General features: G+C 64.9%; 25 protein-coding genes and 1 pseudogene. 11 read left to right on the top strand and 15 right to left on the bottom strand.

Annotated elements, in window-relative coordinates; translation table 11 throughout:
• Window positions 1-93 precede the first annotated feature (93 nt).
• From ABIB00_RS12810 to ABIB00_RS12775, 8 genes and pseudogenes are all read right to left on the bottom strand, one after another.
• A complete protein-coding gene (locus ABIB00_RS12810; protein WP_354104581.1) occupies window positions 94-822 on the bottom strand; it encodes a Crp/Fnr family transcriptional regulator in 729 nt (242 codons plus the stop codon).
• A gap of 32 nt (window positions 823-854) precedes the next feature.
• On the bottom strand, window positions 855-2,249 hold the full coding sequence (locus ABIB00_RS12805; RefSeq protein ID WP_354104580.1) for an amidase family protein: 1,395 nt from the start codon (window positions 2,247-2,249) through the stop codon (window positions 855-857).
• Window positions 2,250-2,311: 62 nt separating this feature from the next.
• Window positions 2,312-3,322, bottom strand: a complete 1,011-nt coding sequence (locus tag ABIB00_RS12800; RefSeq protein ID WP_354104579.1) for a taurine ABC transporter substrate-binding protein — start codon at window positions 3,320-3,322, stop codon at window positions 2,312-2,314.
• A gap of 29 nt (window positions 3,323-3,351) precedes the next feature.
• Window positions 3,352-4,191: an ABC transporter permease gene (locus tag ABIB00_RS12795; RefSeq protein ID WP_354104578.1), complete on the bottom strand. Its 840-nt coding sequence runs from the start codon at window positions 4,189-4,191 to the stop codon at window positions 3,352-3,354.
• On the bottom strand, window positions 4,188-5,486 hold the full coding sequence (locus ABIB00_RS12790; protein WP_354104577.1) for a M20 family metallopeptidase: 1,299 nt from the start codon (window positions 5,484-5,486) through the stop codon (window positions 4,188-4,190). Before ABIB00_RS12790 ends, ABIB00_RS12795 begins: the two co-directional genes overlap by 4 nt.
• Window positions 5,487-5,996: 510 nt before the next feature.
• Window positions 5,997-7,187 (bottom strand): extensin-like domain-containing protein, encoded by a 1,191-nt coding sequence (locus tag ABIB00_RS12785; RefSeq protein WP_354104576.1) that lies wholly within the window; start codon window positions 7,185-7,187, stop codon window positions 5,997-5,999.
• 23 nt (window positions 7,188-7,210) lie between these two features.
• Window positions 7,211-7,489 (bottom strand): hypothetical protein, encoded by a 279-nt coding sequence (locus ABIB00_RS12780; RefSeq protein ID WP_354104575.1) that lies wholly within the window; start codon window positions 7,487-7,489, stop codon window positions 7,211-7,213.
• A 1-nt stretch (window position 7,490) separates the two neighbouring features.
• Window positions 7,491-7,664, bottom strand: a pseudogene (locus ABIB00_RS12775) (DUF2147 domain-containing protein); the annotation flags it as partial.
• Between the two features lie 179 nt (window positions 7,665-7,843).
• Here ABIB00_RS12775 and ABIB00_RS12770 point away from each other — a divergent pair.
• Together ABIB00_RS12770 and ABIB00_RS12765 are read left to right on the top strand one after the other, a co-directional pair.
• Window positions 7,844-8,623: a DUF2147 domain-containing protein gene (locus tag ABIB00_RS12770; RefSeq protein ID WP_354104574.1), complete on the top strand. Its 780-nt coding sequence runs from the start codon at window positions 7,844-7,846 to the stop codon at window positions 8,621-8,623.
• Window positions 8,624-8,945: 322 nt separating this feature from the next.
• Window positions 8,946-10,409 (top strand): FecR domain-containing protein, encoded by a 1,464-nt coding sequence (locus ABIB00_RS12765; RefSeq protein WP_354104766.1) that lies wholly within the window; start codon window positions 8,946-8,948, stop codon window positions 10,407-10,409.
• A gap of 225 nt (window positions 10,410-10,634) precedes the next feature.
• On the opposite strand, the gene ABIB00_RS12760 is transcribed toward ABIB00_RS12765, so the two are convergent.
• Window positions 10,635-11,201 carry an NUDIX hydrolase gene (locus ABIB00_RS12760; protein WP_247347775.1) on the bottom strand — a complete coding sequence of 189 codons (567 nt, stop codon included), beginning with the start codon at window positions 11,199-11,201 and terminating at the stop codon, window positions 10,635-10,637.
• A gap of 67 nt (window positions 11,202-11,268) precedes the next feature.
• Window positions 11,269-12,132, bottom strand: a complete 864-nt coding sequence (gene asd, locus ABIB00_RS12755; protein WP_247347776.1) for an archaetidylserine decarboxylase — start codon at window positions 12,130-12,132, stop codon at window positions 11,269-11,271.
• Between the two features lie 35 nt (window positions 12,133-12,167).
• On the opposite strand from asd, the gene ABIB00_RS12750 reads away from it, so the two are divergent.
• A complete protein-coding gene (locus tag ABIB00_RS12750; protein ID WP_354104573.1) occupies window positions 12,168-13,832 on the top strand; it encodes an aminotransferase class III-fold pyridoxal phosphate-dependent enzyme in 1,665 nt (554 codons plus the stop codon).
• Window positions 13,833-13,939: 107 nt separating this feature from the next.
• Here the strand turns inward: ABIB00_RS12750 and ABIB00_RS12745 are convergent, their stop codons facing one another.
• The 3 genes from ABIB00_RS12745 to ABIB00_RS12735 form a co-directional block, all read right to left on the bottom strand.
• Window positions 13,940-14,599 carry a hypothetical protein gene (locus ABIB00_RS12745; RefSeq protein ID WP_247347778.1) on the bottom strand — a complete coding sequence of 220 codons (660 nt, stop codon included), beginning with the start codon at window positions 14,597-14,599 and terminating at the stop codon, window positions 13,940-13,942.
• 231 nt (window positions 14,600-14,830) lie between these two features.
• On the bottom strand, window positions 14,831-15,520 hold the full coding sequence (locus tag ABIB00_RS12740; RefSeq protein ID WP_354104572.1) for a class I SAM-dependent methyltransferase: 690 nt from the start codon (window positions 15,518-15,520) through the stop codon (window positions 14,831-14,833).
• A 34-nt stretch (window positions 15,521-15,554) separates the two neighbouring features.
• Entirely contained in the window at window positions 15,555-16,607 is a 1,053-nt protein-coding gene (locus ABIB00_RS12735; protein ID WP_247347780.1) for a glycosyltransferase family 4 protein, read from the bottom strand.
• Between the two features lie 273 nt (window positions 16,608-16,880).
• Between ABIB00_RS12735 and ABIB00_RS12730 the strand changes: the two genes are divergently transcribed.
• From ABIB00_RS12730 to ABIB00_RS12720, 3 genes are all read left to right on the top strand, one after another.
• Window positions 16,881-17,588, top strand: a complete 708-nt coding sequence (locus tag ABIB00_RS12730; protein ID WP_354049224.1) for a L,D-transpeptidase — start codon at window positions 16,881-16,883, stop codon at window positions 17,586-17,588.
• 101 nt (window positions 17,589-17,689) lie between these two features.
• Window positions 17,690-18,121 carry a c-type cytochrome gene (locus tag ABIB00_RS12725; protein ID WP_354104571.1) on the top strand — a complete coding sequence of 144 codons (432 nt, stop codon included), beginning with the start codon at window positions 17,690-17,692 and terminating at the stop codon, window positions 18,119-18,121.
• 213 nt (window positions 18,122-18,334) lie between these two features.
• A complete protein-coding gene (locus tag ABIB00_RS12720; protein WP_354104570.1) occupies window positions 18,335-18,667 on the top strand; it encodes a GIY-YIG nuclease family protein in 333 nt (110 codons plus the stop codon).
• Between the two features lie 104 nt (window positions 18,668-18,771).
• On the opposite strand, the gene ABIB00_RS12715 is transcribed toward ABIB00_RS12720, so the two are convergent.
• Window positions 18,772-19,047, bottom strand: coding sequence for a hypothetical protein (locus tag ABIB00_RS12715; RefSeq protein WP_354104569.1), 276 nt, complete (start codon window positions 19,045-19,047; stop codon window positions 18,772-18,774).
• On the bottom strand, window positions 19,044-19,838 hold the full coding sequence (locus tag ABIB00_RS12710) for a DUF899 domain-containing protein (protein ID WP_354104568.1): 795 nt from the start codon (window positions 19,836-19,838) through the stop codon (window positions 19,044-19,046). The genes ABIB00_RS12715 and ABIB00_RS12710 overlap by 4 nt, the downstream gene beginning before the upstream one ends.
• Window positions 19,839-19,928: 90 nt before the next feature.
• Here ABIB00_RS12710 and ABIB00_RS12705 point away from each other — a divergent pair, with 90 nt between their 5' ends.
• The 5 genes from ABIB00_RS12705 to ABIB00_RS12685 all read left to right on the top strand — a co-directional run bounded on the left by ABIB00_RS12705 (window position 19,929) and on the right by ABIB00_RS12685 (window position 25,890).
• Window positions 19,929-21,149 carry a winged helix-turn-helix domain-containing protein gene (locus ABIB00_RS12705; protein ID WP_247442640.1) on the top strand — a complete coding sequence of 407 codons (1,221 nt, stop codon included), beginning with the start codon at window positions 19,929-19,931 and terminating at the stop codon, window positions 21,147-21,149.
• 30 nt (window positions 21,150-21,179) lie between these two features.
• Window positions 21,180-21,818, top strand: a complete 639-nt coding sequence (locus ABIB00_RS12700) for a Vgb family protein (RefSeq protein WP_354104567.1) — start codon at window positions 21,180-21,182, stop codon at window positions 21,816-21,818.
• Window positions 21,819-21,954: 136 nt separating this feature from the next.
• Window positions 21,955-23,523 (top strand): DUF4403 family protein, encoded by a 1,569-nt coding sequence (locus tag ABIB00_RS12695; protein WP_247442644.1) that lies wholly within the window; start codon window positions 21,955-21,957, stop codon window positions 23,521-23,523.
• 134 nt (window positions 23,524-23,657) lie between these two features.
• Entirely contained in the window at window positions 23,658-24,767 is a 1,110-nt protein-coding gene (locus ABIB00_RS12690; RefSeq protein WP_354104566.1) for an ABC transporter ATP-binding protein, read from the top strand.
• Between the two features lie 73 nt (window positions 24,768-24,840).
• Window positions 24,841-25,890, top strand: a complete 1,050-nt coding sequence (locus ABIB00_RS12685) for an ABC transporter substrate-binding protein (protein WP_354104565.1) — start codon at window positions 24,841-24,843, stop codon at window positions 25,888-25,890.
• Window positions 25,891-25,926: the final 36 nt, after the last annotated feature.

Genomic DNA, 25,926 nt, shown 5'->3' with positions numbered 1-25,926 from the left:
GGCCGCGCCGAAAACCTTCACGCAAGCCGCCCATCATGCTCAAGGCGGGAGACTTCCGTTTGCGTCGGTAAGCTGACCTTTATGAGTACACGCCTAGTCGGTAACCTGCCTCCTCAGCGCGGCGAGATCGTTGACGACCATCTTGGTCGGGCCGGTCGAGATGATGCCGTCGTCCTGGAGGCGGCTGAGGATCAGGCTGATCGACTGGCGCGTCGCGCCGATCATGCGCGCCAGATTGGCCTGCGTGATGCGGCCGAGCGAGATCGGGCCGCTCTCGTCCTGGGCTGCGTTCTCGCACAGCTTGACCAGGAGCAGGACCAACCGTTCCGCCGCCTTCTGTCCCGCCAGCGTCTGCGCCAGCATCGAATAGGTCTCGCCCTTGAAGCCGAGGCACTCGATCAGCGCGACTGCGAATGACGGCGACTGCACGATCAACCGGCGGACCGCATCCTGGTCGAGATGCAGTGCTTCGACCCGCCCAAGCGCGCGGGCTGACCAGCTGTGGCGATGATCGCCGAGGATATAGGGCGCGCCGACGAAGTCACCTGCCTCCCAGGTCGACAGCATCAGTTCGCGCCCTTGCGTGCCGGCATGGGTGCTTTCGACGATCCCGGTCAGGATGATGTGGATGCCATTCGCGGGCTCGCCCTCCCGCAGCAGATATTCGCGGTTCTGGTAGGTCGCGAGCCTGCCGGTTCGCATCACCAGGTCCAGATCGGGCTTGTCCAACGCCTTCAGCACATAACGTCCGGTCCCGGGCCGTGACAGTTCAGCGCGCGGCTCAGCTGGATCGGCCACCTCATGCGCATCGCTGCGCTCCACGATCAGTCTCCCTTCGAGTGACGGCTCGAAGGCTAGGAGGTCTCCGCTCCGATTGCAACGCGGCGCAGATGTTGAGGTTCGGCTGCCGCCTCCATGAAGGCGCAAGCCAGATCGGTGAGCAGGCGCTCCCGGCCGGCCGGCGCCAGAAACGTGACGCCATAGGGCACGCCCGCTGCGGTGACGGCGTTCGGAACGGCGATGGCGGTCAGGCCCAGCGGGTTGGCGTAATTGGTGTAATAGCCGTTGTTGAAGTTGGCCGTCAGCGGATCGCGCGCGACGTCGTCGATGCTCAGCACGGTACCGACCGTCGGCACGACCAGCGCATCGTGAACTTGCCAGAAATCGCGCAGCGATCGCTGGACCTCCTTGACCTTGTAGAGCGCACGATAGGTGTCGGCCGCCGTGAACTTCCGGCTGCCGATGACGAGGTCGCGCACGATCTTCACCCCCGCGTCCGGGTTGGCGTCGAGGAATGCGCCGACCGAGACGTCCCGCTCGGCGAGGAAAGGCCCGAAAAACATCAGGTCGTTGACCGAAATGAACGGCGAGAAATCGATCGATGCGACCGACAGATCGAGCTGCCGCAGCTTGCGGATCCCATCGCCGAACAGCGCCTCCGTCTCTGAATTGCCGAAGAACCTGAGCTGATCCGGACGCGGCGTTGCGATGTTGAGCGGCCGCGCTGGGGATGCCTGCTCCGTCCATCCGGCGAAATCTACCGGTGAAAAGCAGTCCTCGGCATCGCGCCTCGCCAAGACGCGATAGACGTCGTGGCCATCGCGGGGATCGCGCGTGTAGAGCGAGATGGTATCAAAACTTCGGCACGCGTAGACCATGCCGCGCTGACTGAGGGCGCCGGGCGCCGGCTTGAAGCCGGTAACGCCACAATAGGACGCCGGCACCCTGCCCGATCCGCCGGTATCGGTGCCGAAGGCAAAGGACGAGGTGCCTGTCGCGACCGATACCGCGGCGCCCGAGCTGGAGCCGCCCGGGATGTAGTCGGGGTTATGCGGGTTGCGAGCGATGCCATAGGGCGAACGCACGCCGACCAGGCCGGTCGCGAACTGATCCATATTGGTTTTGCCGAGATAGATCGCGCCGGCGGCGATGGCGTCGGCGACAACCGGGCTCGAGTCTTTCGCGGTGTAGGCGAATTCCGGGCAGGCCGAGGTGGTCTGCTCGCCGGCCACATCGATACAATCCTTGACCGAGAACACGAGGCCGTAGAGCGGCAGTTCGCCGATCTCGCCTATGCGAGCATCGAGCGCGCGCGCCTTTGCCATGACGCTTTCGGGATTTGCCGTCGAGATCCAGACGCCGCTCTGGTCGGCGTCGTCAAGGCGCGAAAGCGCATGCGCGGCGACATCGGACGGCTTGAGCTCACCGCTGCGATAGGCGGCACGGAGGTGGCGAGGTGCGAGATTCATGTCGGCCACGTGCTTGCAGGAATGGGCAATGCGCCGGCGAGACAAGCCCGCCGGCACCGACCTTAGCGGCCGATCACCTTCTCCAGATATGCGGGCTGGATGAAGGCTTCGAAGTCGGCGCGCGGCAGCAGCTTCGGCAGGCGCTCCTGCTTCACCAGGAAGTCGGCGGTCGAGACCAGCGTGTCGACGAACTTGCCCTTTTTCGCGGATGTGCCGAGATACTCCTCCGTGAGCTGCCTGTTGCAGGGGACCATCCCGGTGCCCTCCATCATCCGCTGCGCGTCCTCGATGGGCAGCGAAAGCTCTTCCGCGATGATCTCCGCGGTCTTTTCCGGGTTCTTCAGCCAGAATTCGATTCCTTCGCATTCGGCCCTGATGAACTTATCGACGTAGGACGGATACTTCTCCGCGAACGCGTTCATGACGACGCCGATGTCCCAGGTCGGGTAACCGCGCTTGGCCATGTCGCCCGAGGTGACGAGGATCTTGCCGCCGTTCTTCACGGCCTTGCCGAGATTCGGCTCCCAGAACCAGGCAGCGTCGATGTCGCCGCGAAGCCAGGCCGCCGCGATATCCGACGGCGCGAGGTCCAAGATCTTCATCGAGGCGGGATCGACACCCTCGTCCTTGAGCGCCTGGAGCAGGAGGTAGTGTGTCGTGGAGCCGAACGGCGCCGCCACCGTCTTGCCCTTGAGATCCTTGAGCGAGGTGATGTTCTTGTCGGTGCGAACCACCATCGACTCGACGTAGTCGAGCATGTTGATCACCAGGATGCCCTTGATTGGCAGGGCGCGCGTCGCGCCGATCGCGGTCGGCGGGTTGCCGAGACCGCCGAAGTCGACGTCGTTGCCGGCGATCGCGCGCAGCATGTCGCCGCCGCCGCCGATCTTGACGTACTTGATGTCGACGCCCGGCATCTCCTTGGCGAGCAGGCCAAGATGCTTGGTGACCAGCTGCGCGTTCACGGGGTTCAGATAGCCGACGGTCACCTTCGCCGGCTTGTCCTCGGCGCGTACCGCGGCCGTGAGCGCCAACGTGGCAACTGCGAGCGTCGCAATCAGTCTCTTCATCATGGAGGTCTCCCCTTCGATCAGGATTGGATTCAGGCCCACGGCATCAGCAGTTTCGCGATGCCGCGCATAATGAGGTCGAGCACGACGCCGGTGAGACCGAGCACGATCAGCCCCATGATCACGATGTCGGAGAGCAGAAATTTTGCGGCGTCCCAGATCATCCAGCCGATGCCGGCGGATGCCGCGACGATTTCGGCGGCGACGAGAACGGTGTAGGTAAATCCGAGCGAGATGCGCATGCCGGCGAGAATCAGCGGTCCCGCCGCCGGCAGGTAGACGTGAAAGAGCAGGTGGCGCCGGGTCGCACCGAGCGACTGTGCGGCGCGCACATAGACCGGGTCCACGCTGGTGACGGCCTGGATCGTCGAGATGACGGTGCCCGGCAAGCCGGCAAGAAACAGCAGCGACAGCTTCGAGCTCTCACCGATGCCGAGCCACATCACCAGTAGCGTATAAAGACCGAGCGGCGGCAGTGGCCGGTAGAACTCGATCAACGGATTGAGCAGCGCGCGTGCGTTGCGCGACACACCCATGATGACACCGAGCGGAATGCCGATCAGGCAGGCCAGTGTGAACGCCGTGAGGATACGATAGAGGCTTGCGCCGAGATGCTGAAGCAGTGTCGCGCCCTGATATCCCTTCGTCATCGTCTTGACGAACGCGGCCCAAACCGCCTGCGGCTTCGGCAGGAACAGCTCGTTGGCCCAGCCCATCTCCGTGACGATGGCCCAGCCAGCCAGCAGCACCGCGACGGTAAGCGTCGAGAGCAGCACCGATCGCGAGACCTTCGGAAGCCGCAGCCGCAGGCTGCCGCGTCGCGTGCGATCGGCCGAGATCGGAATGGCCATGGGGCTCGCCTCGACGCTCATGTCCGCACTCCCAGGATCTGCATGATGGTCAGCGCGTAGATCCGCGTCGCCATCACCGACTTGGTGATCGAGATGTTCTCGTTGTCGACGGCCCAGCCGTCTTCTCCGGGACCGAACGTCACTGCATTGATGCCGGCTTCGCGGAAGCGGATCGTGTCGTTGAAGGCATTCTTGCGGTTGACCCCGGGCTCGCGGCCCATCAGACGCCGGTAAACCGTGCGCAAGGAGCGGCAGGGCTCCTCCTCGACCGGCACCGGTTCGGTCGCGTTGACGAGTAGCGATCCAGGCACCTGGCGCACCTCCACCTTGACGTCGTTCACGCCCGCAAAAGTGTCCCGTCCGAGACGCTCGATGTCCGAGATCACGCTCGACAGCGTCATGCCGGGCACGATGCCGACCACGGCGAGCGTAATGGTGCAGGCATCCGGCGAGAACTGCATCTCGCCAGGCAGGCCGGCCCGAATGCGCACCACGGCGCAGCAGGGCGGCGTATGGCCCATGAACTTGCTCGGCACATGCGTGAACGCCATGTCCTTCAACTTCGGCAACAGCTTTGCCGCTTCCATGATGGCGTTGACGCTGATGTCCGGCCGCCAGATGTGCGACTTGATCCCGTGAACGGTGAGCTCGATCAGGCAGTGGCCGGAATTGGCCACCGACAGGTTCATGCCCCAGTCCTTGTTGACGTCACCCCACGCTGTCGGCTCGGCGGTGATCTCGTAGTCGGCGGTAAGGCCGACCTTGTTCAGCATGTAGATGGAGCCCTCGGTGCCGTTCCGCTCCTCATCGACGGTGTAGCAGCACATCAAGGTGCCATCGAACTTCACACCCGCTTCGATCAGGGCCTGCACTGCGAGCAGCGATGCTGCGAGGTTCCCGCGCGTGTCGGACGTGCCGCGTGCATAAAGCAGATCGCCGTGGCGCGTCGCCTTGAACGGATCGAAATCCGTCATGTGCCATTTCTCGGGCTCGACGACCGGATAGGTGTCGAGGTGATCGTTGAGAATGAGCGAGGGCGCGCCGGCCCGTCCCTTGAGCACGCCGAGCACGTTCGGCCGGTGCGGCTGCGCGCTGTGCTTGGTGACCTCCATGCCGAGCGCTTCGAGCTTGCCCGCGACCAGCATCGAGATCGCCTCTTCCTCGGCAGGCGGCAAATCGGGATCCAGCGGATTGCCGGAACGGGGCTGGCCGGTGCGGATCAGTTCGGATGCGAGTTCAAGCCAGCGCTCCTCCGTGATGTGCGACAGCACGCGCCGTTCGATATCCGAGTAAGGAGGGGCGACAGGCATCTGCATGACGGGGTCCGCTGGCTCACGGCGCCGGCAGCGCCGTTTCGTGGCAGCCTCCCCATTGCAGCGATTGTGCCAACTTCCGGCAAAGCTCGCCGCGACACAATTGTCGTTTTGATTTCAACGATTTAGACAAGAATTGCGAGTGCGCAAATTTTTGCGCCCGAGATGTGCTCTGCCGAAGACGCGGCGTCGGCTGAGCAGGCAGGGCTCAGCGCGAGGCCGGCCGGTCCAGATATTCCATGCGGCGCCACGCGTGCAGGACTCGGCGCTCGTTGCGCGAATGCAAAACAATGACCGCCGCCGGCGGAGCGGCCTGCAATGATCTCGGCGGTCTCGATCGCCTTGCGCTCGCCGCTGGAGACGATCTGCGTGGTGCTTGAGAGCCAGCTCGCATTCGCAAGCCCCTCGGTGCGCGTTCGGCCGAGCGGACTGAGGCTTCATTGCGGCACCGGCACCGCGGGGTCAATTTGCACCTGCGGGTGGGTGAGATAGCGGACGATATCAGCGGACATTTTAATCGTCTGCGTACTCGTCTTCTTCGCGCTTGTGCGCGGCGCTCTTGCGCGCACCGAGCGAGCCGGTCACGGAGGGATCGCGCGCATTCGCATAGGGATTGCGCCCGCCCGCTCGCGCGGCAACCTCTTCGCCGGAGACGGCGGCGGGCTGGCAGATCAGGCGACGGCTGGCACGGCGCATCAGATCGACGTGGATGTGATCGTAGTGATAGACGTTCGATCCCGGCGCCAACACCGTGGTGAAATGCGCGCACGCGCCGGACTGCACGTCACGCAAAAATCCCTGCTCTTCCGGCATCCCGCGCCAACCATCCTTCACGGTGACGCGGCGGCCGTCGGCGAGCACGAACGCTGCGATGTCGAGCGCATTGCCGAACGCGTGCTCGGAGATGTGGGCGTGCGAATTGCCGTTCATGCCGCGGCAGGAATAGGCGGAGATCTGCTTGATCTCGGCGACGCGAGCGCCAAACCAGCGCATTGCCGAGGGCTGCACGGTATCGGCAAGCCAACGGTCGAGCTCGGAGACGATCGGACAGGCCAGCGTCGCGGTCGGCTTCACGGCGACGGGGCCGACGGCGGTGACGGGATTGCCCTGCGCCGGACCAAGACGCGGCAGCGGCTGCTGCGCGGGCGCCTGCGAATACGGCGCCGGCCGCGCCGGATAGCTTGGTGCATTCATGTAGCGCGCGGCGCCCGATGCATCGGTGCCCTCGGGCGGCAGGTCGATCTCGTCCTCCTGCTGCGCCACGCCGGGTGCATTCAGAGGCATTGGACCAGGCGAGGCGCCATAGCCGGAAGGCTGCCGCGCCGCGCTCTCGGGATAGTTTGAGCGTTGCGGATAGTTCTGGCCTTGCGGGTAATTCGATCGCGGCTGCGTCACCGGCCAGCGCGGCTGGTTGCCGACGCTCCCGGGCGGACGCAGTTCCTCATCGGCAAAGCCGTAGCTGCTCGAGCCTTCGCCGAGGGCGGCGACCTTGAGCGGAAACTCCGCGCCGCACATCCCCGGCCCGGAGATCGGGTCGATGCGGACGAGATCCGGCCCCTCTTTCACCGCGCCTGATTTCAGGCATGCGGCTTCGGCCTCGGCCCGCCACGGTTCACGTTCGGCCTGGAAGAAGCCGCGTCCGCAACCCGCTAGCGAAACAAGGACGATGGAGCCGACGAGATACAAACGAACTCCGCGCGTCATGCACGCACGTTCGGTGAATTTACTTAAAGACTCTTCAACGTGTTGATTTCAGTCTTCTTTAACCATGCCGGCCCGCGCTCGCAGGCGCGCCTGCCGGTGACGAGCGACAGCAAGGCTGGCTTTTTCGGAAAGAGACTCTCTGTTAACCATGACGCTCTCGCGCAGGGCGGCGCGACAGCGGGAGCGACCTCATGACGTTCGCCGGGAGACTGAGCGTTATCACCGCGTACCTCGCCATCGCCTTCGTCGGCGCCATCGTGCTCGGCATGATCTAGCGGCTCATCAAGACGCTCCCACGCCATACTACGACCGCGCACTCCACTGCCGCGATGTCGTGATCAGCTTCTCCGACTGCTCTTCGGCTCGCGTCCAGTCGTTTCCGGAACACCAGAAGTGGCCGAGTGCGCAGGCTTCGACGTGGAGCTTGCCGGAGTTCTTCACCGTCATCGTCGCATAATAGGTGCTGCCGCTGGAGCGGTGTCCCGAGACGTTACGCAGATGGAATCGCGGCTGAATGTGCGCTGCCTCACCCAGCGGCGGCGAGCCGTTGTGACATCTATCACAGAACGCGCGATCGGCCCGGCGTAGGGTCGAACCACGCTTCATCCACGGGTGACTTCAGTCCTGTCGGGACCACACATTTTTCGGAGGTTGTCATGAACAAGCTCACCATCGCCGCCGCTGCCCTCTTCCTCGCTTCGACCGCCGCCGCGCATGCCGGCAATTCGCTCTCGTTCCAGATCGAAGGCCAGCACATCCGCATCGAGACGCCGCGCAACTGCGCCTCGCTCAACTGCGTGACCATAGTCGCACCGGGCCTGTCGGACAAGCCGATCAAGCTGAACAACATCAATCTCAAGGGCCTTGGCTCCAAAGACTTTGGCTCCAAGGACGATGACATCGACACCACGCCGGCTCCGGCCACGACCGCGCAGCCCGCGCCGGCTCCAGTGCAGCAACAGGCCCCGGTGCAGTCGACCGCGCCGGCAGCGCCCGCTATCGCGGCTCCGGCAACGACGGTTGCCGCTGCCCCGGCCGCCGGCTACGACACCACGACGCAGACTGCGCCCGTTGCGACTCCTGCTCCCGCTGCCGCCCCCGCGCCGGTCGCGGTTGCGCCGGCTCCGGTTGCCGCCGCGCCTGCGCTTGCCGCCAACACGCCGATCGGCGTCTGGGCCACCGAAGAGAACAAGGGCAATGTCCGCGTCGAACAGTGCGGCGCCAATCTCTGCGGCTACGCCGCGAAGACCAACGAGCGCATCCTGATCAACATGAAGCCCGAGGGCGCGAAGTGGAGCGGCCGCATCCACGACCCCGACTCCGGCAAGAACTACGATTCGACCATCGCGATGAAGGGCCCGAATGCAATGCGCGTGCAGGGTTGCGCCTTCGGCGGCATGTTCTGCGGCGGCCAGACCTGGAAGCGCGTGAGCTGACGCACCACCGTCGTCCTATACTATCGTCATCCCGGGCGATGCAAAGCATCGACCCGGGATCTCGCGCGACAGCTTCACTTTATCCCCTCACCCTGAGGAGCCTGCGAAGCAGGCGTCTCGAAGGGCGAGGCCCGGGATCGAGAGCCGGGCCGGCATGGTTCGAGACGCGCGCAAGAGCGCGCTCCTCACCATGAGGGGAAAGAGTTGCATTTGAACGTTCACCGCTCCCGTGCGATAGACATTCATCCGCCGTTCAGCTGTATCAGGCTGATATCGGTCGATCTCGCCTCGCGTTTCTCACCGGGACCTCTTCGTGACTTTTATCGTGGCTTGGCGCCGCCTCGTGTTCGCGCTTGTGCTGCTGGCGTTGCCACCGGCCTGTGCAAGTGTTGCGTTCGCATCCGATGCGATCGAGCTTGCGCAGGCGCAGCCGCAAGCACAACCGACGCCCGCCCCCTCTCCGACGCCCTCAGCTTCACCCGCTCCCGCGACGGATGCGCAGTCCGCCGCCGTCGAGCCGATCGGCAACGTCGCGACGGTGACAGGCATCGCGACCGTGATCCGCGACAGGAATTCCTACCCGCTGCGGGTGCGAGACGACATCTATCTCAACGACGTCGTGCAGACTTCGTCCAACTCCTCGCTCGGCATTACCTTCAACGACGCGACCACATTCAATCTGTCGGCCAGCGCCAAGATCACCATCGACACTTACGTCTATGAGGACGGCGGCAAGCAGAACGCAGGCGCCTTCGACATCGGCAAGGGCACCGTCGCGTTCGTCGCTGCGGCGGTGGCAAAGACCGGCGACATGAAGATCACGACGCCGACGGCGACGCTCGGCATCCGCGGCACCACCGGCGTCATCGACGTGCCGGAAGGCGCGGCCGCGAACAACGCCAACAATGTCAACATCAAGCTCTATCCCGACGCCGACGGCCGGGTCGGACACATCGATGTCGACGACCGCACGAGCGGGACGCGGCTCGGCGCACTGACGCAAGGATCGAGCGGTTTTGCGATCCGACCGGGCACAGCCGCTGCTGGCGTCATGCGCTTTGCCGCGGTGCCGATCACGATCGCGCCACAGCAGATCGCGCGCGACCGCGGCTTCGTCAGCCAGGTGCATCTGGCGCAGACCACGGGCCGGCAGATCGTCATCGAGCAGCGCGACTTCCGCCGCGCCAATCCGACCGCGAGCCCGCGCATCCCGCGTCCGTTCCAGCCGCCGCAACAGCAGCAATTGCGGCCGAACACGGCGCCCGGACAACAGCCGCAGCGGCCGAACGGCCAGCCCGGTCAGAACAACCGTCCAGGCCAGCAGCAGCCGGGCGCACCGAACCGTCAAGGCGCCCAGCCACCGCAGCGGCAGGGCCAAGGGCAAGGCCAAGGGCAAGGCCAAGGTGGCGCCGTGCAGCCGGGCACGCCGCGCGCGGGTCAGGGTCAGCAACAGCAAGGCCAGAAGCAAGGCGCGGGACGTCCGGTAGGTGCGCCACGCAGCGGGCAAGGCACGCAGCCTAACGGCGCGCCGCAAACCCAGCCGCAGCGCGGTGGACAAATTCAAACTCAGCCCGGAGGAGTCGCGCCGCCGCCGGGCGGGACACAGCAGCAGCCCGGCCAGCAGCTGCAACTGCCACGCACCGGCATGCAGCCGGGGCAGCCGCCCGCCGGTCAACAGCCAGGCCTGCAGCGCCCGGGCGGATTCCAGCAACGCCTGCCGGGCGCACAACGACCCGGAGCGCCACGCAAACCGGCGCCCGCTCCGAAGGAGAAGGAGCGGCGGTGATTGTGCCGCCCCTCACCCTGAGGTGCTTGCGAAGCAAGCGTCTCGAAGGGCGAGGCCACAGTTGGGCCTCGTGGTTCGAGACGCGCGCGATGCGCGCTCCTCACCATGAGGATTGACGTCGAGCGCAATCAGCCTCCCTCCTCTCCGTCAGAGAGCTGGTGCGCTCTCCCCAACCGTATCAGCCCGCGGATGCTTACGCGCCCGCAAGCGCGGCACGATGAGAACTCATGCCTCGCCGCGCAACCACGCTCGTACCTTCTGCAACAGGCCATGACGCAGTCCGGCGATGGAGGCGGCTTCTACCGGTGTCCGGGTCTGCATCGCGGCGTCGACATCGCCGTTTGCCAACGGCGGCGTCGGCTCCGCATCGGCCGGCGCAAGCCCGGCCGATGCGAGTGCGATCGGGCCGACTTGTACCAGGAACGCGCGCTCATATTCGCGCGACAGGCGCGCAAGCGCGTCTTCCAGCGTCAGCCAATCGATCGCCTTGATGTCGTTCATCAGCTTGCGGACGGGACCGCCCTCGACCTCCATGCGCCAGAAATGCACGACCTTGGAGCGACCACCGGACTGGTAGACGAGCGTGCCCAAAAACTCGCGGATAGCGACGTCGTGGCCGGTCTCTTCCAGGACCTCGCGATGCGCGGCTTGCTTCGGCGTCTCGCCGTCGTCGAGCTTGCCCTTGGGCAGAACCCATTCGTTGCGCTTGCGCTGGCGCACGACGGCAATCAGCGGCGGCGCACCACGCCGCAGCACAATACCCCCCGCCGCCATGACCGGCGCCCGTGCCATCACCGAATCCGTAGTCGTAGAAACCTCCCCGCGAACGATATAGGCGGCCGACGCGGCGGATTGAAGGCTAGTTTTTTCTCAGCAGCGCTTGACCCGCCCGGATGCGCGTACCTTCGGCGATGTCGTCGCAGAACGTGAAATCGCCGGGCGCAAGCATGATGATGGTCGAACCGTGTTCGAACCAGCCGAGTTCCTCGCCCTTGCTCACGTTGACGTCGCAGGGAAAATTGACCGGCCCTCTGGTCTGCGCATTCAGCACCATGTCGAGGAAATGCAGACGGATGCTCGCGACCAGGATCGCGGCAACCGGCACCAGCGTCACGGCTTCGCCGGTTGGCAAATGCGTGCGGATCACCGCGCGCTCATTCTTGCAGAACAGGCGCTCGACGCGCTTGAGCGCGATCGGGTTGACGTTCCAGACGTCGCCATGGATCAGCGTGACGCGCTCGATATATGCGTCACAAGGCGCGTGGAAGCGGTGATACATGCTCGAGGTCAGCCGCAGCGTGACGAACGAGCCGTTGCGGTGCTGGTCCACCAGCGCGGAATCGCCGAGCAGATCGAGCAGCGAGTAAGGCGCGCCCTTGACCTGGAACAGCTCGGTGTCGGCGATCCGGCCATGGGCGCCGACGATGCCGTCGGACGGGCTGGCGACGATCGCAGGATCGGGATCGAACGGCCGCAAGCCGGGCTTGAGCTCCCGGGTAAAGCAATCGTGCAGGCTCCTGAAATGGGTCTTGCGCGCCTCCGACAGATCGAGGTCGGAGAACAGCTTCCACAGTGCGATCGAGAAGTCCCGGACAAGCGGACTCTCGATCTTGGAGAACCAGCCCATGAAGCGGGTCAGGGCCGCGCGGGGGATGCGGTTGGTCAACAGGAAGTTGAGGTCTTCCTGCTGGGTGAATGAAGCGATGAGGGCTTTAACTGTCATGAATCTGTCAGCTCGCAGTATTAGCGCTTGTTGTCATGGAAACGACACTCCCGATTCTCTCTTTGTCCGTGGCCGCCGCAGCGTCCGCTGCCGCCGCCTTCCCGACGCTTAAAGCGCGCCTGGAGCTGTCCCGCGCCAAGCATCGCTCGCTCTCCGGGCATTCCAAGATGTCGCGCCGGGTGGCGAAGCTGGTCCCGTTCTACGAATTCGAAGGCGATGCGTACTTCGCCTGCGATGGCGCGCCGGCAAACGTCGCAACGCAGCGCAAGGACGCCTTCTTCCGTCTCGCCGCCCTCTACGCGGAGCGCTACCCCAAGGGCCGCGCGATGACAAAGGAAGCGGCGGAGACAATCTCCGACCTGCACTTCACCGAGACCTACCGCGTGCCGTTCCCCTTCTCGCGTCTCGTCCGCGAGCATCTGGGCACCTCGACCTTCTTGGAGTCCTCGAGCGGCGTCACCGTTACGGATGTCGATGGCAACACCTCCTACGACCTCACGGGGTCCTACGGCGTCAACATCTTCGGCAACGACTTCTACAAGGAGTGCATCGAGGGCTCCGAGAAGCGCGCGCATGCGCTCGGCCCGGTGCTCGGCCCCTACCATCCCGTCATCCTCGAGAACGTGCAGCGGCTCTGCCAGATCTCCGGCCTCGACGAAGTCTCGTTCCACATGTCCGGCACCGAAGCCGTGATGCAGGCGGTCCGGCTTGCGCGCTACCACACCAAGCGCACGCATCTGGTTCGTTTCGCCGGCGCCTATCACGGCTGGTGGGGCGACGTGCAGCCCGGCGTCGGCAATCCGATCGCCGCGCACGAGACCTACACCCTCGCCGAGATGTCGGAGAAGACGCTGCACGTATTGCGGTCGCGCAAAGACATTGCCTGCGTGCTGGTCAACCCGCTGCAGGGGCTGCATCCAAATGCCAGCGCGCCCGGCGATTCCGCGCTGGTGGACTCGTCCCGCGGCGGCAGTTTCGATCGCGCCGCCTACACCGAATGGCTGAAGAAGCTGCGCGAGGTCTGCACCGAACGCGGCATCGTTCTGATCCTCGACGAGGTCTTCGTCGGTTTCCGTCTCGCCGCAGGCGGCGCCCAGGAGTATTTCGGCGTGCGTGCCGACATGGTGACCTACGGCAAGAGCCTTGCCGGCGGCCTGCCGGTCGGCGTCGTCTGCGGCAAGAAGGAATTGATGCGCCGCTTCCGTGACGATCGTCCCGCCGACGTCTGCTTCGCCCGCGGCACCTTCAACTCCCACCCCTACGTCATGACGGCGATGGACGAGTTTCTGAGCCGGCTCGCCAGCCCGAACTTCCGCGCCGTCTATGACGGATTGGAAGAGACCTGGAACGGCCGCGCGCAAAAGCTCAACCGGACGATGACCGATGCTGACCTTCCGGTACGGTTCGCAAACTTCTCGTCGATCTGGACGGTGAAGTACACCACGCCGTCCCGCTACAATTGGATGCTGCAATACTACCTGCGCGCGGAAGGCCTGTCCTTGAGCTGGGTCGGCACCGGACGGCTGATCTTCAGCCTGAACTACACCGACGCCGACTTCACCGAAGTCGCCGAGCGCTTCGTCCGCGCCGCCGAAAAGATGAGAGCCGATGGCTTCTGGTGGCACGATGGTGTGCTCACCAACAAAAGCATCAAGCGACAGATCCTGAAAGAGATGCTGGCCAAGCGCCTCGGGCGCTGAGGCCGACGCAAACACCGCTGTCGCCTCCCCCCAGACGTGGATGCCCGGGACAAGCCCAGGCATGACGCAACCATCAGACATCGGAATGCTGGATCTGCGCGGCGTGCTCAGGCGCGCTGCTCTTCGAGCGTGGTCTCGCCGATGAGGCCCAGCGTGTGCTCGGGGTTGAGATGCAGGCCGGGGTCCATCAACTCGCCGCGCAGCAGCGCCAGCGGCGCGTTGCGGTAGAGCATCAAATCGTGGAAGGGGTCGGTCAGGATCTTGGTCATCCAGACGAGGCCGGTCTCGACGTCGCGGATGAAGAACAGGTGCACGGTGCGGAACATGAGACCGCCGCCGCCGACCACGAGCCAGATCTTGGCCACCTGCCGCATGAAGTCGGTCGCGCCTGCCCAGGGCGTGAACAGTCCGAACAGCGTGGGATCGACCAACAACACCGCCGGCGACAGCGCCCAGATCGACATCAGCACCACCTTGCGCCGAAGGTTGTAGCCGACCTTGATCTCTTCCTTGTGCTCGTGCGTCGCCTGGTTGAGCTGGTCGTAGCCGTGCGGCTCGAAGAAGAAGTGACCGGCCTGGCGCGAGGTCATCGACACCAGCCAGCCGACCAGCGCGGAGATCATGGGGTCGACGAACAGCCAGACATAGGCGAACAGAAAGCTCAGCGCGCTGACGAAGTGCAGGCTCTGATTGATGCGGCTGTGGTGATAGTAGCGATGGTCGTCCCAGCGCTGGATCCGCAGCTGCTCGAGATAATTCTTGATCATGCTCTCCCCCAAAATGCTTTCGGGTTCAGGATTTACAGGGATTCGGTGTAGGCGGTGTGACATCATCATTTTGTCATGTGACGATGTGCAGCGGCGCGATGACGCACTTTCTCCCCTCATCCTGAGGAGCGCGGAACGCGCGTCTCGAAGGATGAAGGCCCGAGTGCAGCAGCGTGGGCCTTCATGGTTCGAGACGGCGCTTGCGCGCCTCCTCACCATGAGGAGCGGCAGTCAAGCCGCCTTGGCGACGTCGATCTTGCGGAAGCGCACCAGCGAGAAATGACCGAGCGGCGGAATCAGGCGGCGCTCGGCAAGCTCGATGCCGTCGGCACCGGCCAGCCACTTGGCGTAGCGCGACCAGGCGAATTCGGCGGTGCGGAAGCCGAGCGGACGCGCCACCGGCTGGAGCTTCTGCTCGATGAAGCGGCGCATGCCGGTATCGGCGCTGACGCGGGTGAGGATGATCAGCTCGCCGCCCGGACGCAGCACGCGGGCGAATTCGTCGAGCGCGACTTCCGGATTCGGCACGGCCGTGACGACATACTGGGCCATCACGACGTCGAAGGAATTGTCGGGGAATTCGAGCTTCTCGGCATCCATCACCGCGAGGCCTTCGACGTTCCCCAGCTTGCCCTCGACGACGCGCTGGCGCGCCTTGTCGAGCATCGCTTCCGAAATGTCGGTGCCGAAGATGCGCAGATGCGGCGCGTAGAGCGGCAGCGAGATTCCGGTGCCGACGCCGACCTCGAGCACGCGGCCGCCGATCTTGTTGGTGGCCGCGATCGCGGCCTGCCGACCCTTGGCGAACACGCCTCCGAACACGAGGTCGTAGACCGGCGCCCAGCGGTCATACGCCTGCTCGACCGTACCACGGGTGAGGTCGAGCTGCTGGGTGCCGTCAAGGTTCATGATCTTAGCCATCGATGGGGTTCTCGCTGTGGTCGAACGGTTGAGATCAGCCGCGCACCGGCCGCCGCGCCATGACCGGCGAGGCCCGCAAGGCACGGCTGGGCTGAAGTGAAGTGAGGTTGCCGACGAACTGGCGCGCGCTGTTTTCCCAGGAACGCTCCAGCGCGAAATGACGACAGGTCTGGCGCGACATGGTGAGCGCGCGCAGGCACGCGGTACGCAGATCGTGATCGATCGCGCCGATCGGATGATCGGCGATGACATCCTTCGGACCCGTCACCGGAAACGCCGCAACCGGCGTGCCGCAGGCGAGCGCTTCGAGCTGCACCACGCCGAACGTATCGGTCAGGCTCGGAAACACGAACACGTCGGCGGCGGCAAGATGCGCGCTGAGATCGGCGCCCTTCTTCTCGCCGAGGAAGACGACATCGGGGTACTTCTTTTCAAGTGCGGCCTTCTGCGGGCCGTCGCCGACGACGACCTTGGTGCCGGGCAGGTCGAGCGAGAGGAAAGCCTCGAGATTCTTCTCCACCGCCACGCGGCCCATCGTCATGAAGATCGGTCCGGGCAGATCGAGCTTTGCCGGCGAGTCGGGATGAAACAGCTTGGTGTTGACGCCGCGCGTCCAGAAGCCGAGCCGCTTGAAGCCGCGCTCGGAGAGCTCCTGCCGCAGCGAGGGCGTCGCCACCATGGTCATGGCGGCGGCATCGTGGAAGTGGCGCAGAACGGCATAGCCGACGGCGGCGGGGATGCCGGTCCGCACCGAGACGTATTCCGGAAAACGCGTGGTGTAGGAGGTCGTGAAGGCGAGCCGGTTGCGACGGCAATAGGCCCGCGTCGCCCAGCCGATCGGCCCTTCGGTCGCGATGTGCAGCGCCTCGGGCGCCGCCTTCTCGATCCGCCGCGCGATCTCTTTGCCGCTCGGCAGGGCAATGCGCAGCCCCGGATAGGTCGGCAGCGGCCACGATCGAAAGCCGTCCGGCGTGACGAAGTCGATCTCGACATCCAGTGCCTTGGCGGCACCAGCCAGCGAGGTCAGCGTCCGGACCACACCGTTAACCTGCGGATGCCAGGCGTCAGTCGCGATTAATACCCGCATGGGGAAATCCCGAGAGTTTGATGATTCTCGGCTTAGGACCATCAACCACGGATATTTCAGGCGTGTGACGTCATAGAAATGTCGGCCCGCTGTTTTGTTCGTTAACGGGTCCGCGCAGCCACGAAACCGTCATGAAACAATCCTTTCCGCCATGAAACCGTTTTCGGTTTTCCGCGCAAACGTCCCGAAACTTCTTGCCGTTAGTGATCTACGCAACAGAGCACCGAAACGGTGCCGGGGTGACTAAGAACACCGCGCAAACAGGGGCGACCAATGATCAATCTGGACATGTTGAAGACTTATTCGCGCGCCGTTGCTTTTGGCGCGGTGGCTGTGACCGCGATCGCGTTCGCCGGCCCGGCCAAGGCCGCGCCCGTGCAGCTCTTCCCCTTCTTCCAGCCGTTGCCGACGATCGCAGCGCCGCAGCCATACCAGCCTTATCAAGCCACGCCCTATCAGGCCGCGCCGTCCGAAGATCGGGACGCTGTCGAAACGCCGGCGCGGTTCCGTCGCCAGACGGTCTCCTATGCGACGCGTGAGGCGCCGGGCACCATCATCATCGATACGCCCAACACCTATCTCTATCTCGTGCTCGGCAACGGGCAGGCGATGCGCTACGGCATCGGCGTCGGCCGTGACGGCTTCACCTGGTCCGGCACCCAGTCGGTGACCAAGAAGGCCGAGTGGCCGGATTGGACCCCGCCGCCGGAGATGATCGCCCGCCAGCCCTATCTGCCGCGCCACATGGCCGGCGGCCCCGGCAATCCGCTCGGCGCCCGCGCCATGTATCTCGGCGGCACCATCTACCGCATCCACGGCACCAACGCGCCCGAGACCATCGGCAAGCACGTCTCCTCCGGCTGCATCCGCCTGACCAATGACGACGTCGCGGATCTCTACTCCCGCGTCAATGTCGGCACCAAGGTGATCGTGCTGCCGATGACGGAACGCCGCGCCGACCTCGGAGCCGCGACACGGTAAGCGGCAGGACATTGTGACGCAAACGGCCCCGGAACCCACCGGGGCCGCTTTCGTTTGCCCTCGGCATCCCGATGCGCGCGCGTGCTGCGGCGCGATCCCCGATGGAGGCGCAAATGCAATCACGCCCGCAAACGACGCCGGGCACATGGCTGCGCACGATGAGCGGCGCCGGCGCATTGACGCTGCTGCTGACCGCGCCCGCCTCGCTGGCACAGCAGCCGGCCAGCGACGACGCAGCCCGGCAGGCCTTCAACAATTCCTGCCGCACCTGCCACTCGGTGAAAGAGGGCGACAATCGTCTGGGTCCCAACCTCAATAAAATCGTCGGACGCAAGGCCGGCTCGCTGCCGAACTACAACTATTCTCCGTCGATGAAAGAAGCCGGCTTCGTCTGGGACCAGGACAAACTCACACGCTTCATGGTCAAGCCGGACGAGATCGTGTCCGGCAACAAGATGCAGCCTTATGGCGGCGTCTCGGCGGAGGAAGCGGCGAAGGTGGTTGGTTATTTGCAGGCGGCGGGGTCGCAATAACAACGCCAACAATGCCAGGCCGTTTTCGTTGGGCGTCGGTGATCGTGGCCATCCTTCGAGACGCCCGCCTTCGGCGGGCTCCTCAGGATGAGGGCTGTACTTGCGGCTCAGCCGGGTCAACCACCACTCGTCCTTGCACCATGTCACGGATGCCAGTTAGCCTCATCCTGAGGAGACCGCGAAGCGGTCGTCTCGAAGGATGGGGCGGGCACGATGACAGAAGGTGCGTACCTCTACATTCTCAGATGTGCCGATGGCAGTTACTACATCGGAACGACGCGAACCGAACTTGAAATCAGGATCGCCCAGCACAACGCAGGGACATTCGCCGGCTATACGAAGTCGCGTAGGCCGGTGACGCTGGTCTTCTCTGAATGGTTCGATCGCATCACTGATGCGATCGAATGTGAGAGGAAGCTCAAGAAATGGAGCCGCGCCAAGAAGGAAGCTTTCATGCGCGGCGATTTTGCCGAGCTGCATGAGCTAGCGAAGCGCGGATCTCATCATCCTTCGAGACGCCCGCCTGCGGCGGGCTCCTCAGGATGAGGTCGGAGCGTGCGGCCCGCAGGATAGTAGTTGAGCCTCATCCTGAGGAGCCGCGCTACTAGCGGCGTCTCGAAGGACGAGGCTTTCACTCTGCCGGGAGCCCCTCAAGTCTGCCCGCGCCGCCGCTCCGAGATCAGCCTCAGCCATGCCGCCGAATGAAACGCGCTCATCAGCAGATACATCGGCACCATCCCGCCCAGCAAAGATTCGTGTCCGGCGGCGCACAGCATGTCCGCCGAGCCGCCGCCGAGCACGGCCGTCAGCACGGCCATGATCGCGAAGGTGGGCGTGGCCGCCAGCCCCAGCCATCTGGCGAGGTGACGCGCGGCCACGACGCGGTCACGGCTTGCACTGGGGACCGCGCTGACGGGATGGGTCATTTCCTTTCGCCTGCGGCCTCCTCGCGAAAAGCCTTCTCGCCGGCGGCCGAGATCTCGACCCATTTCTTGTCGGGCGCCGCACCTTCGGTGTAGCTGTCATGCCAGTTCCACCATTTGTAGGTCGGCGTCTGGGGATAGCCTTTCGGCGAATCCTCCCAGACCTCCTGCCGTCCCAGCGGCGTGATGTCGAGATAGTTCCAGGTGCCGCCCATCTGCTCGTCGCCACGGCTCTTGACGAAGTAGGTGCGGAAGATGCGGTCGCCGTCGCGGTAGAACACGTTCGTGCCGTGCCATTCGTCCACGCCGAAATCGGCATCGAAACTGTCGGTGATGGTGACCCATGGCATGGTCCAGCCCATCCGCTTCTTCAGCCGTGCGATATCGGCCTGCGGCGCGGGCGAGGCGAACACCAGCGTGGTGTCGCGGGCGTTCAGATGCGCGACATGGGCGACCTGGTCGGCCACCATGGAGCAGCCGCGGCAGGCATGATCGGGCCAGCCGAACACGCCAGGTTCGAAGAAGGCGCGGTAGACGATCAGCTGCCGCCGGCCCTGGAAAAGGTCGGGCAGACTGACCTTGCCGCCGGGCCCCTCGAACGCATAGGTATTGGTGACTTCCATCCACGGCATGCGCCGGCGTTCGGCGGCCAGGGCGTCGCGGGCACGGGTATGCGCCTTTTCCTTCACGAGCAGTTGCTGACGGGCGGCCTCCCAGTCCTGCGGCGACACCACCGGCGGTGTTTGCATGGCAGCCTGTCTGTTAGTTCCTGCGTTTTCTGCTGATGTCATCATGGCTCTCCTGTTTCCGCACATTGTCGGCCGTCAACGATTTCTCGCACCGGACAGTTGCGGAGTGGGAGTAACAAGTGTGGCGGGATTCGAATGGAGTCGCTGATCACGGCCGCGGCGCGCGCGCTCGAAGCCGGCGATCCGCTCGGCGCCTTGAACCGCGTTGCGCTGCGCAACGATGCACCTTCGCTGGCGCTGCGCGGCATCGCGATGGCGCAGCTCGGCGATCTCGCGAAGGCGAAGACGCTGCTGCGGAGTGCCGCACGCGCCTTCGGGCCGAAAGAGGCGGTCGCGCGCGCAAGATGCGTGGTCGCGGAAGCCGAGATCGCGCTCGTCTCGCGCGACCTGAACTGGCCGGCGAAGACGCTCGCGGCCGCGCGGGCGACGCTCGCAAGCCACGGTGACCTCGCCAACGCGGCCCATGCGGGTCACATCGAGGCGCGCCGTCTTCTCCTCGTCGGGCGCCTCGAGGAGGCCGAACGCACGCTGGCGGAGATCAAGACCACGCCGCTCCCCCCGGCTTCGCAGGTCGTCCGCGAGCTTGTGATCGCCGGCATCGCCCTCAGGCGGCTCAGAACGAAAGACGCGCGCGTGGCGCTCGGTCGCGCGGTGCGCGCAGCACGGCAGGCCGGCATTCCCGCGCTTGCGGCCGAGGTCGAGATCACGACCTTCGTGCTCGACACGCCCGCAGCGCGCCTGATCACGCGCGGGCACGAACGGCCATTGCTGCCCGAGGAGGTCGAGGACCTCGCGACATCAGAGGCGCTCGTGGTGGATATGTTCCATCACGCGGTTCGCAGGCGCGGCATCGTCGTGCCGCTCGGAAGGCGGCCGGTGCTGTTCGCGCTCGCCCGCGTCCTGGCGCAGGCCTGGCCCGCGGATGTCTCGCGGGAGGCTTTGATCACAGCAGCTTTTCAGGCGAGGCACGTCGACGAATCGCATCGCGCCCGGCTTCGCGTCGAAATCGGGCGGCTCCGCACCAAGCTCAAGCCGCTCGCCGATGTCAGCGCGACCAGGCACGGTTTTGCGCTGACACCGCGCAAGACGCGGCAAGTTCTGGTGTTGGCACGGCCCGTCGAGGAAAAGCACGCCACTGTGCTCGCCTTCCTCTCCGACGGCGAGCCCTGGGCGAGTTCGGCCCTCGCGCTGGCGCTGGGAACGAGCGCGCGCACCGTGCAGCGTGCCCTCGAAGAGCTGGCGCGGTCGAACAAGGTGCAGTCCTTCGGACACGGCCGGGCGCGGCGCTGGATGACGCCGCCCGTCCCGGGTTTCCCGACAGGCTTGTTACTCCCCGGACCGCTCCTGAAGACGTAAGGTGGGGTCACACCACAGGGACCGAGCAACATGAAGCGTTCAGCCGCCGAGATCGTCAGGGAATACGGGCCCTTTGCGGGCGTCGATGCCGTGCACGGCGTCACCTATGACGGCGCCCATGTGTGGTTCGCGTCCGGCGACAGGTTGAACGCAGTCGATCCGGCCGATGGCAAGATCGCCCGCTCCATCGATGTCGCCGCACATGCGGGAACGGCGTTCGACGGCCGGCACCTGTTCCAGATCGCCGAGGACCGCATCCAGAAGATTGACGCTGCGACCGGCAAGGTGCTCGCCACCATCCCAGCACCTGGCGGCGGCGGCGATTCCGGCTTGGCCTGGGCCGAGGGCTCGCTCTGGGTCGGACAGTATCGGGAACGCAAGATCCATCAGGTCGATCCCCAGACTGGAAAGGTTCTCCGCACCATCGAAAGCAAGCGCTTCGTCACCGGGGTTACCTGGGTGGACGGCGAATTCTGGCACGGCACCTGGGAAGGCGAGGACAGCGACATCAGACGGATCGACCCCGAGACCGGCAAGGTGCTGGAGCAGCTCGACCTGCCCGCCGGGACCATGGTGTCAGGACTGGAGTCCGACGGCGGCGACCGCTTCTTCTGCGGCGGCGGCAGTCGCGGCAATGTGAGAGCGGTCCGCCGTCCCAAGCGCAGCTAGGTGCGCACGAACGAATGCGCGGCAACGGCGCATCGCGGCCGTTAACCTGTTCGCCCCAATTCCACCCCATCGGTGCGCTCTAGCGCCCTCCTCGCCTGCCCTGTAGACTTCTGCCCCGGGGCGGCCTGGGGGATTGATGCGACTAACGCTGAACTTGAAGACTGTCCTGATCGCCGTCGTGGTGCTCGCGGCGTCGTTTTTCGTCAGCCTGAAGGCGATGGACTGGCTGTCGCCGCGGGCGACGAATTCCGCACCACCGGTCGCGCAATTGCCGCCGCTGCCGCCGGTCGCGAAGAGCTCGATCGTGGTGGCGCCGGTCGCCATCGCGCTGTCGGCGATCCGCGAGCAGGCCGAGAAGGCCGCGCCGCGCAATTTCGCCGGCAAGGCCGAGAACCCGATCTCACAGATCCTGCAGGACGCCGACATCGGCTGGTCCGCCGTGCGCGGACCGATGTCGGCTGCCGGCGACAAGGACGTGCTGACAATCTCGACGCCGCTCAACGGCAAGCTGAACGTGACGGGCTCGCTGTCGTCGAAGGCGACCGGCGCGCTCGGCGAAGCACTCGGCAGCGTGCTCGGCGGTGACGCGGCGAAACGGATCGGCGCGGTCAACATCAAGAATCTGAACGCCAGCGCCGAGATCAAGGGCAATGTGGTCGTCACCTCGCGACCGAAGCTCGCGGCCAACTGGCACCTCGAGCCCAATCTCGGCGCCCAGGTCAATCTCGGCGACACCAACCTCAACGTCGCCGGCGCCAAGGTCAACGTGCCGGCGCAGGTGAAGCCGCTGATCGACAAGAATGTCGGCGAGCAGATCAACATCGTCTCCGAGCACATCCGCAACGATCCTTCGCTGCGGGAGAACGCGAAAGTGCAATGGGCCAAGGCCTGCCGCTCGATCGCGCTGCAAGGCTCGGGCTCCTCGGCAGCGCTGCCGTCGCTCTGGCTGGAGATGAAGCCGATCCGCGCCATCGCGGCGCAGCCGCGCGTCGACGCGCAGGCCGTGACCCTGCTGATGGGCCTCGAGCTTGAGACGCGCGTCACCGCTACCCCGACCAAGCCCGACTGCCCGTTCCCCGACAAGATCTCGATCGTGCCGCCGACCGGCACCGGCGTGAACATCGGTGTTCCCATCGACGTGCCCTTCACCGAGATCAACAAGCTGGTCGCGGCGCAGATGGTCGGCCACACTTATCCCGAGGACGGCTCCGGCCCGGTGGACGTCACCGTCAAGAGCGTCAACGTGATCCCGTCGGGCGAGCGCCTGCTGATCTCGCTGCTGGTACGCGCCAAGGAGAAGAAGAGCTGGCTCGGTCTCGGCGCCGAAGCGACCGTGCACATCTGGGGCCGGCCGATGCTCGACCAGGCACAGCAGACGCTGCGGCTCGCCGACATCCAGCTCGCGGTGGAGTCCGAGGCGGCCTTCGGTCTGCTGGGGGCCGCGGCGCGCGCGGTGGTGCCGCAGATGCAACAGGCGCTGGTGCAGAAGGCGACGATTGATCTGAAGCCGATCGCCGCCAATGCGCGCGAGAAGGTCGCGGCCGTGATTGCCGACTTCCAGAAGAGCGAGGACGGCGTCAAGGTCGACGCGAAGATCGACAGCCTGACCCTCGCCGACATCGCCTTCGATTCCAAGACGCTGCGCATCATCGCGGAAGCCGGCGGCACGCTGAATGTGTCCGTGACGAAACTGTCGGGGATGTAGCGAACCTTCACTCACGGGTCTCGCCCGCCACTTGGTCGCTTGCGCCGCTGGCATTCTCGTCGGAGGATGCTAAGCTGTTCTTCGCAATCTCGAACGAGGTGCCGACGGCACTGTAGAGGACACCGCGAGGACACATGGAAGCCGGCATGGTCACGCCCGCGCCGGCGCTGGTGCGCTTTTCCGGCATTCAGAAGACCTACGATGGCGAGTTCCTCGTGGTGAAGAACCTCGATCTCGACATCAGGAAGGGCGAGTTCATCACCCTGCTCGGCCCGTCGGGCTCGGGCAAGACGACCACGCTGATGATGCTGGCTGGCTTCGAGGTTCCGACCCATGGCGAGATCTACCTCGCGGACAGGCCGATCAAGAACGTGCCGCCACATAAGCGCGACATCGGCATGGTGTTCCAGAACTATGCCTTGTTTCCGCACCTGACGATCGCGGAGAATATCGCCTTCCCGCTATCCGTCCGCAACACGAACAAGGCGGAAACGCAGGAGCGCGTAAAGGCGGCGTTGCGCATGATCAAGATGGAAACCCTGGCGCAGCGCCGGCCCGGGCAGCTGTCCGGCGGTCAGCAGCAGCGTGTGGCGCTCGCCCGCGCGCTGGTTTTCAATCCGCAACTCGTGCTGATGGACGAGCCCCTGGGCGCCCTGGACAAGCGCCTGCGGGAGCAGATGCAACTGGAGATCAAGCAACTGCACGAGACCATGGGCATCACCGTCGTCTACGTCACCCACGATCAGAGCGAAGCGCTCACCATGTCGGACCGCATCGCCGTGTTCAACGACGGCATTGTGCAGCAAATCGACAGGCCCGACGCGCTGTATGAGCATCCGGTGAACAGCTTCGTCGCCCACTTCATCGGCGAGAACAATGTGCTGGCCGGCACTGTCGAGACAATCGAAAAGGAATATTGCCGCGTCGCGCTTGCTGGTGGCGGCGTCGTGACCGCACGGGCGATCAATGTATCAGGCGCTGGCGCATCGACCTCCCTGTCGGTGCGGCCGGAGCGAATCGCCATTGTCTCGGATGGCACCTCCAGCGAGGGGCCGAACCGGCTGCCCGCCAAGGTGCAGAACACGATATATCTCGGCGACCACGCGCTGGCCGTGCTCGAGGTCGCCGGCAACCGCGAGTTCATGGTCAAGCTTCAACCGGGGGCGCGTGACGACTTAAGACCTGGCGAAAGCGTGTTCGTCACCTTCCGCCCCGAGGACTGCCTGGCCCTGGATCCCGTCTGATCCAACCCTGCAGCTCCAAGTGGACCGGCATCGATCAACCCCAACGCAACTCTCATGAAGAAGGAACAAGACCATGCTGAAGCGCAAGATTGCTCTGGGTTTCGCCGCGGCGCTCAGCGCCAGCGCTGCGCTGGCAACGGCCGCGCAGGCGCGTGACCTCACCGTCGTTTCGTGGGGCGGCGCGTATCAGGATGCCCAGAAGAAGGTCTATTTCGAGCCGTTCAAGAAGGCAGCGGGTGTTCCGATGAACGACGAGTCCTGGGACGGCGGCGTCGGCGTGTTGCGCGCCAAGGTACAGGGTGGCGCCGCGACCTGGGACCTCGTCCAGGTCGAGAGCGACGAACTCGCGGTCGGCTGCGAGGAAGGCCTGTTCGAGAAGATGGACTATTCCAGAATCGGCGGCGAGGCCGCCTATATCCCGCCGTCGGTCAATCCCTGCGGTGTCGGCGCCATCCTCTACGATTTCGTTCTCGGCTACGACAGGGACAAGCTGAAGGAGGCCCCCAAAAGCTGGGCCGACTTCTTCGACACCAAGAAGATTCCAGGCAAGCGCAGCTTGCGTCAGGGTCCGAAGACCACGCTGGAGATCGCGCTCATCGCCGACGGCGTCGCACCGAAGGACGTGTACAAGGTGCTGGCGACCGACGATGGCGTCGAGCGTGCGTTCAAGAAACTGGATACCATCAAGAACGACATCGTCTGGTGGAAGGCCGGCGCCCAGCCGCCGCAATTGCTCGCCTCCGGCGAGGTAGCGATGACCTCAGTCTACAATGGACGCATCGACACCGCGAACAAGAACGACAAGAAGAATTTCGGCATGGTGTGGGACGGAGCGCTTTTCACCCTCGACAGTTGGGTTATCCTGAAGGGCAGCCCGAACAAGGACGCGGCCTACAAGTTCCTGGACTTCGCCGGCAAGGCGGAGAACCAGTCAAAACTGTCGGAGAACATTGCTTACGGCACCTCGAACAAGGACGCCGCCGCTCTGCTCGCGCCCGCCGTTCTGAAGGACCTGCCGACGGCGCCGGACAACATCAAGAACGCGGTCGAGATCAACGTTGCCTTCTGGCTCGAGAACATCGACCGCCTGACCGAGCGCTTCAACAAATGGGCAGCGAAATAGGCCGCGACAGCACCGGCGTGCGGCGCGCATTGAAAG

The organism is Bradyrhizobium sp. LB14.3 (genome assembly GCF_040547985.1).
Lineage (GTDB): Bacteria > Pseudomonadota > Alphaproteobacteria > Rhizobiales > Xanthobacteraceae > Bradyrhizobium.
Note: the sequence above shows the minus strand (reverse complement) of the source record. Positions and strands in the feature narration are given on the sequence as shown.

Excerpts from the sequence above, each read along its gene's own strand:
- ABIB00_RS12805 (WP_354104580.1), bottom strand. The coding sequence starts at position 2,249 with ATGAATCTCGCACCTCGCCACCTCCGTGCCGCCTATCGCAGCGGTGAG.
- ABIB00_RS12800 (WP_354104579.1), bottom strand. The coding sequence starts at position 3,322 with ATGATGAAGAGACTGATTGCGACGCTCGCAGTTGCCACGTTGGCGCTC.
- ABIB00_RS12795 (WP_354104578.1), bottom strand. The coding sequence starts at position 4,191 with ATGAGCGTCGAGGCGAGCCCCATGGCCATTCCGATCTCGGCCGATCGC.
- ABIB00_RS12790 (WP_354104577.1), bottom strand. The coding sequence starts at position 5,486 with ATGCAGATGCCTGTCGCCCCTCCTTACTCGGATATCGAACGGCGCGTG.
- ABIB00_RS12785 (WP_354104576.1), bottom strand. The coding sequence starts at position 7,187 with ATGACGCGCGGAGTTCGTTTGTATCTCGTCGGCTCCATCGTCCTTGTT.
- ABIB00_RS12780 (WP_354104575.1), bottom strand. The coding sequence starts at position 7,489 with ATGGCGTGGGAGCGTCTTGATGAGCCGCTAGATCATGCCGAGCACGAT.
- ABIB00_RS12770 (WP_354104574.1), top strand. The coding sequence starts at position 7,844 with ATGAACAAGCTCACCATCGCCGCCGCTGCCCTCTTCCTCGCTTCGACC.
- ABIB00_RS12760 (WP_247347775.1), bottom strand. The coding sequence starts at position 11,201 with ATGGCACGGGCGCCGGTCATGGCGGCGGGGGGTATTGTGCTGCGGCGT.
- asd (WP_247347776.1), bottom strand. The coding sequence starts at position 12,132 with ATGACAGTTAAAGCCCTCATCGCTTCATTCACCCAGCAGGAAGACCTC.
- ABIB00_RS12750 (WP_354104573.1), top strand. The coding sequence starts at position 12,168 with ATGGAAACGACACTCCCGATTCTCTCTTTGTCCGTGGCCGCCGCAGCG.
- ABIB00_RS12745 (WP_247347778.1), bottom strand. The coding sequence starts at position 14,599 with ATGATCAAGAATTATCTCGAGCAGCTGCGGATCCAGCGCTGGGACGAC.
- ABIB00_RS12740 (WP_354104572.1), bottom strand. The coding sequence starts at position 15,520 with ATGGCTAAGATCATGAACCTTGACGGCACCCAGCAGCTCGACCTCACC.
- ABIB00_RS12735 (WP_247347780.1), bottom strand. The coding sequence starts at position 16,607 with ATGCGGGTATTAATCGCGACTGACGCCTGGCATCCGCAGGTTAACGGT.
- ABIB00_RS12730 (WP_354049224.1), top strand. The coding sequence starts at position 16,881 with ATGATCAATCTGGACATGTTGAAGACTTATTCGCGCGCCGTTGCTTTT.
- ABIB00_RS12725 (WP_354104571.1), top strand. The coding sequence starts at position 17,690 with ATGGAGGCGCAAATGCAATCACGCCCGCAAACGACGCCGGGCACATGG.
- ABIB00_RS12720 (WP_354104570.1), top strand. The coding sequence starts at position 18,335 with ATGACAGAAGGTGCGTACCTCTACATTCTCAGATGTGCCGATGGCAGT.
- ABIB00_RS12715 (WP_354104569.1), bottom strand. The coding sequence starts at position 19,047 with ATGACCCATCCCGTCAGCGCGGTCCCCAGTGCAAGCCGTGACCGCGTC.
- ABIB00_RS12710 (WP_354104568.1), bottom strand. The coding sequence starts at position 19,838 with ATGATGACATCAGCAGAAAACGCAGGAACTAACAGACAGGCTGCCATG.
- ABIB00_RS12705 (WP_247442640.1), top strand. The coding sequence starts at position 19,929 with ATGGAGTCGCTGATCACGGCCGCGGCGCGCGCGCTCGAAGCCGGCGAT.
- ABIB00_RS12700 (WP_354104567.1), top strand. The coding sequence starts at position 21,180 with ATGAAGCGTTCAGCCGCCGAGATCGTCAGGGAATACGGGCCCTTTGCG.
- ABIB00_RS12695 (WP_247442644.1), top strand. The coding sequence starts at position 21,955 with ATGCGACTAACGCTGAACTTGAAGACTGTCCTGATCGCCGTCGTGGTG.
- ABIB00_RS12690 (WP_354104566.1), top strand. The coding sequence starts at position 23,658 with ATGGAAGCCGGCATGGTCACGCCCGCGCCGGCGCTGGTGCGCTTTTCC.
- ABIB00_RS12685 (WP_354104565.1), top strand. The coding sequence starts at position 24,841 with ATGCTGAAGCGCAAGATTGCTCTGGGTTTCGCCGCGGCGCTCAGCGCC.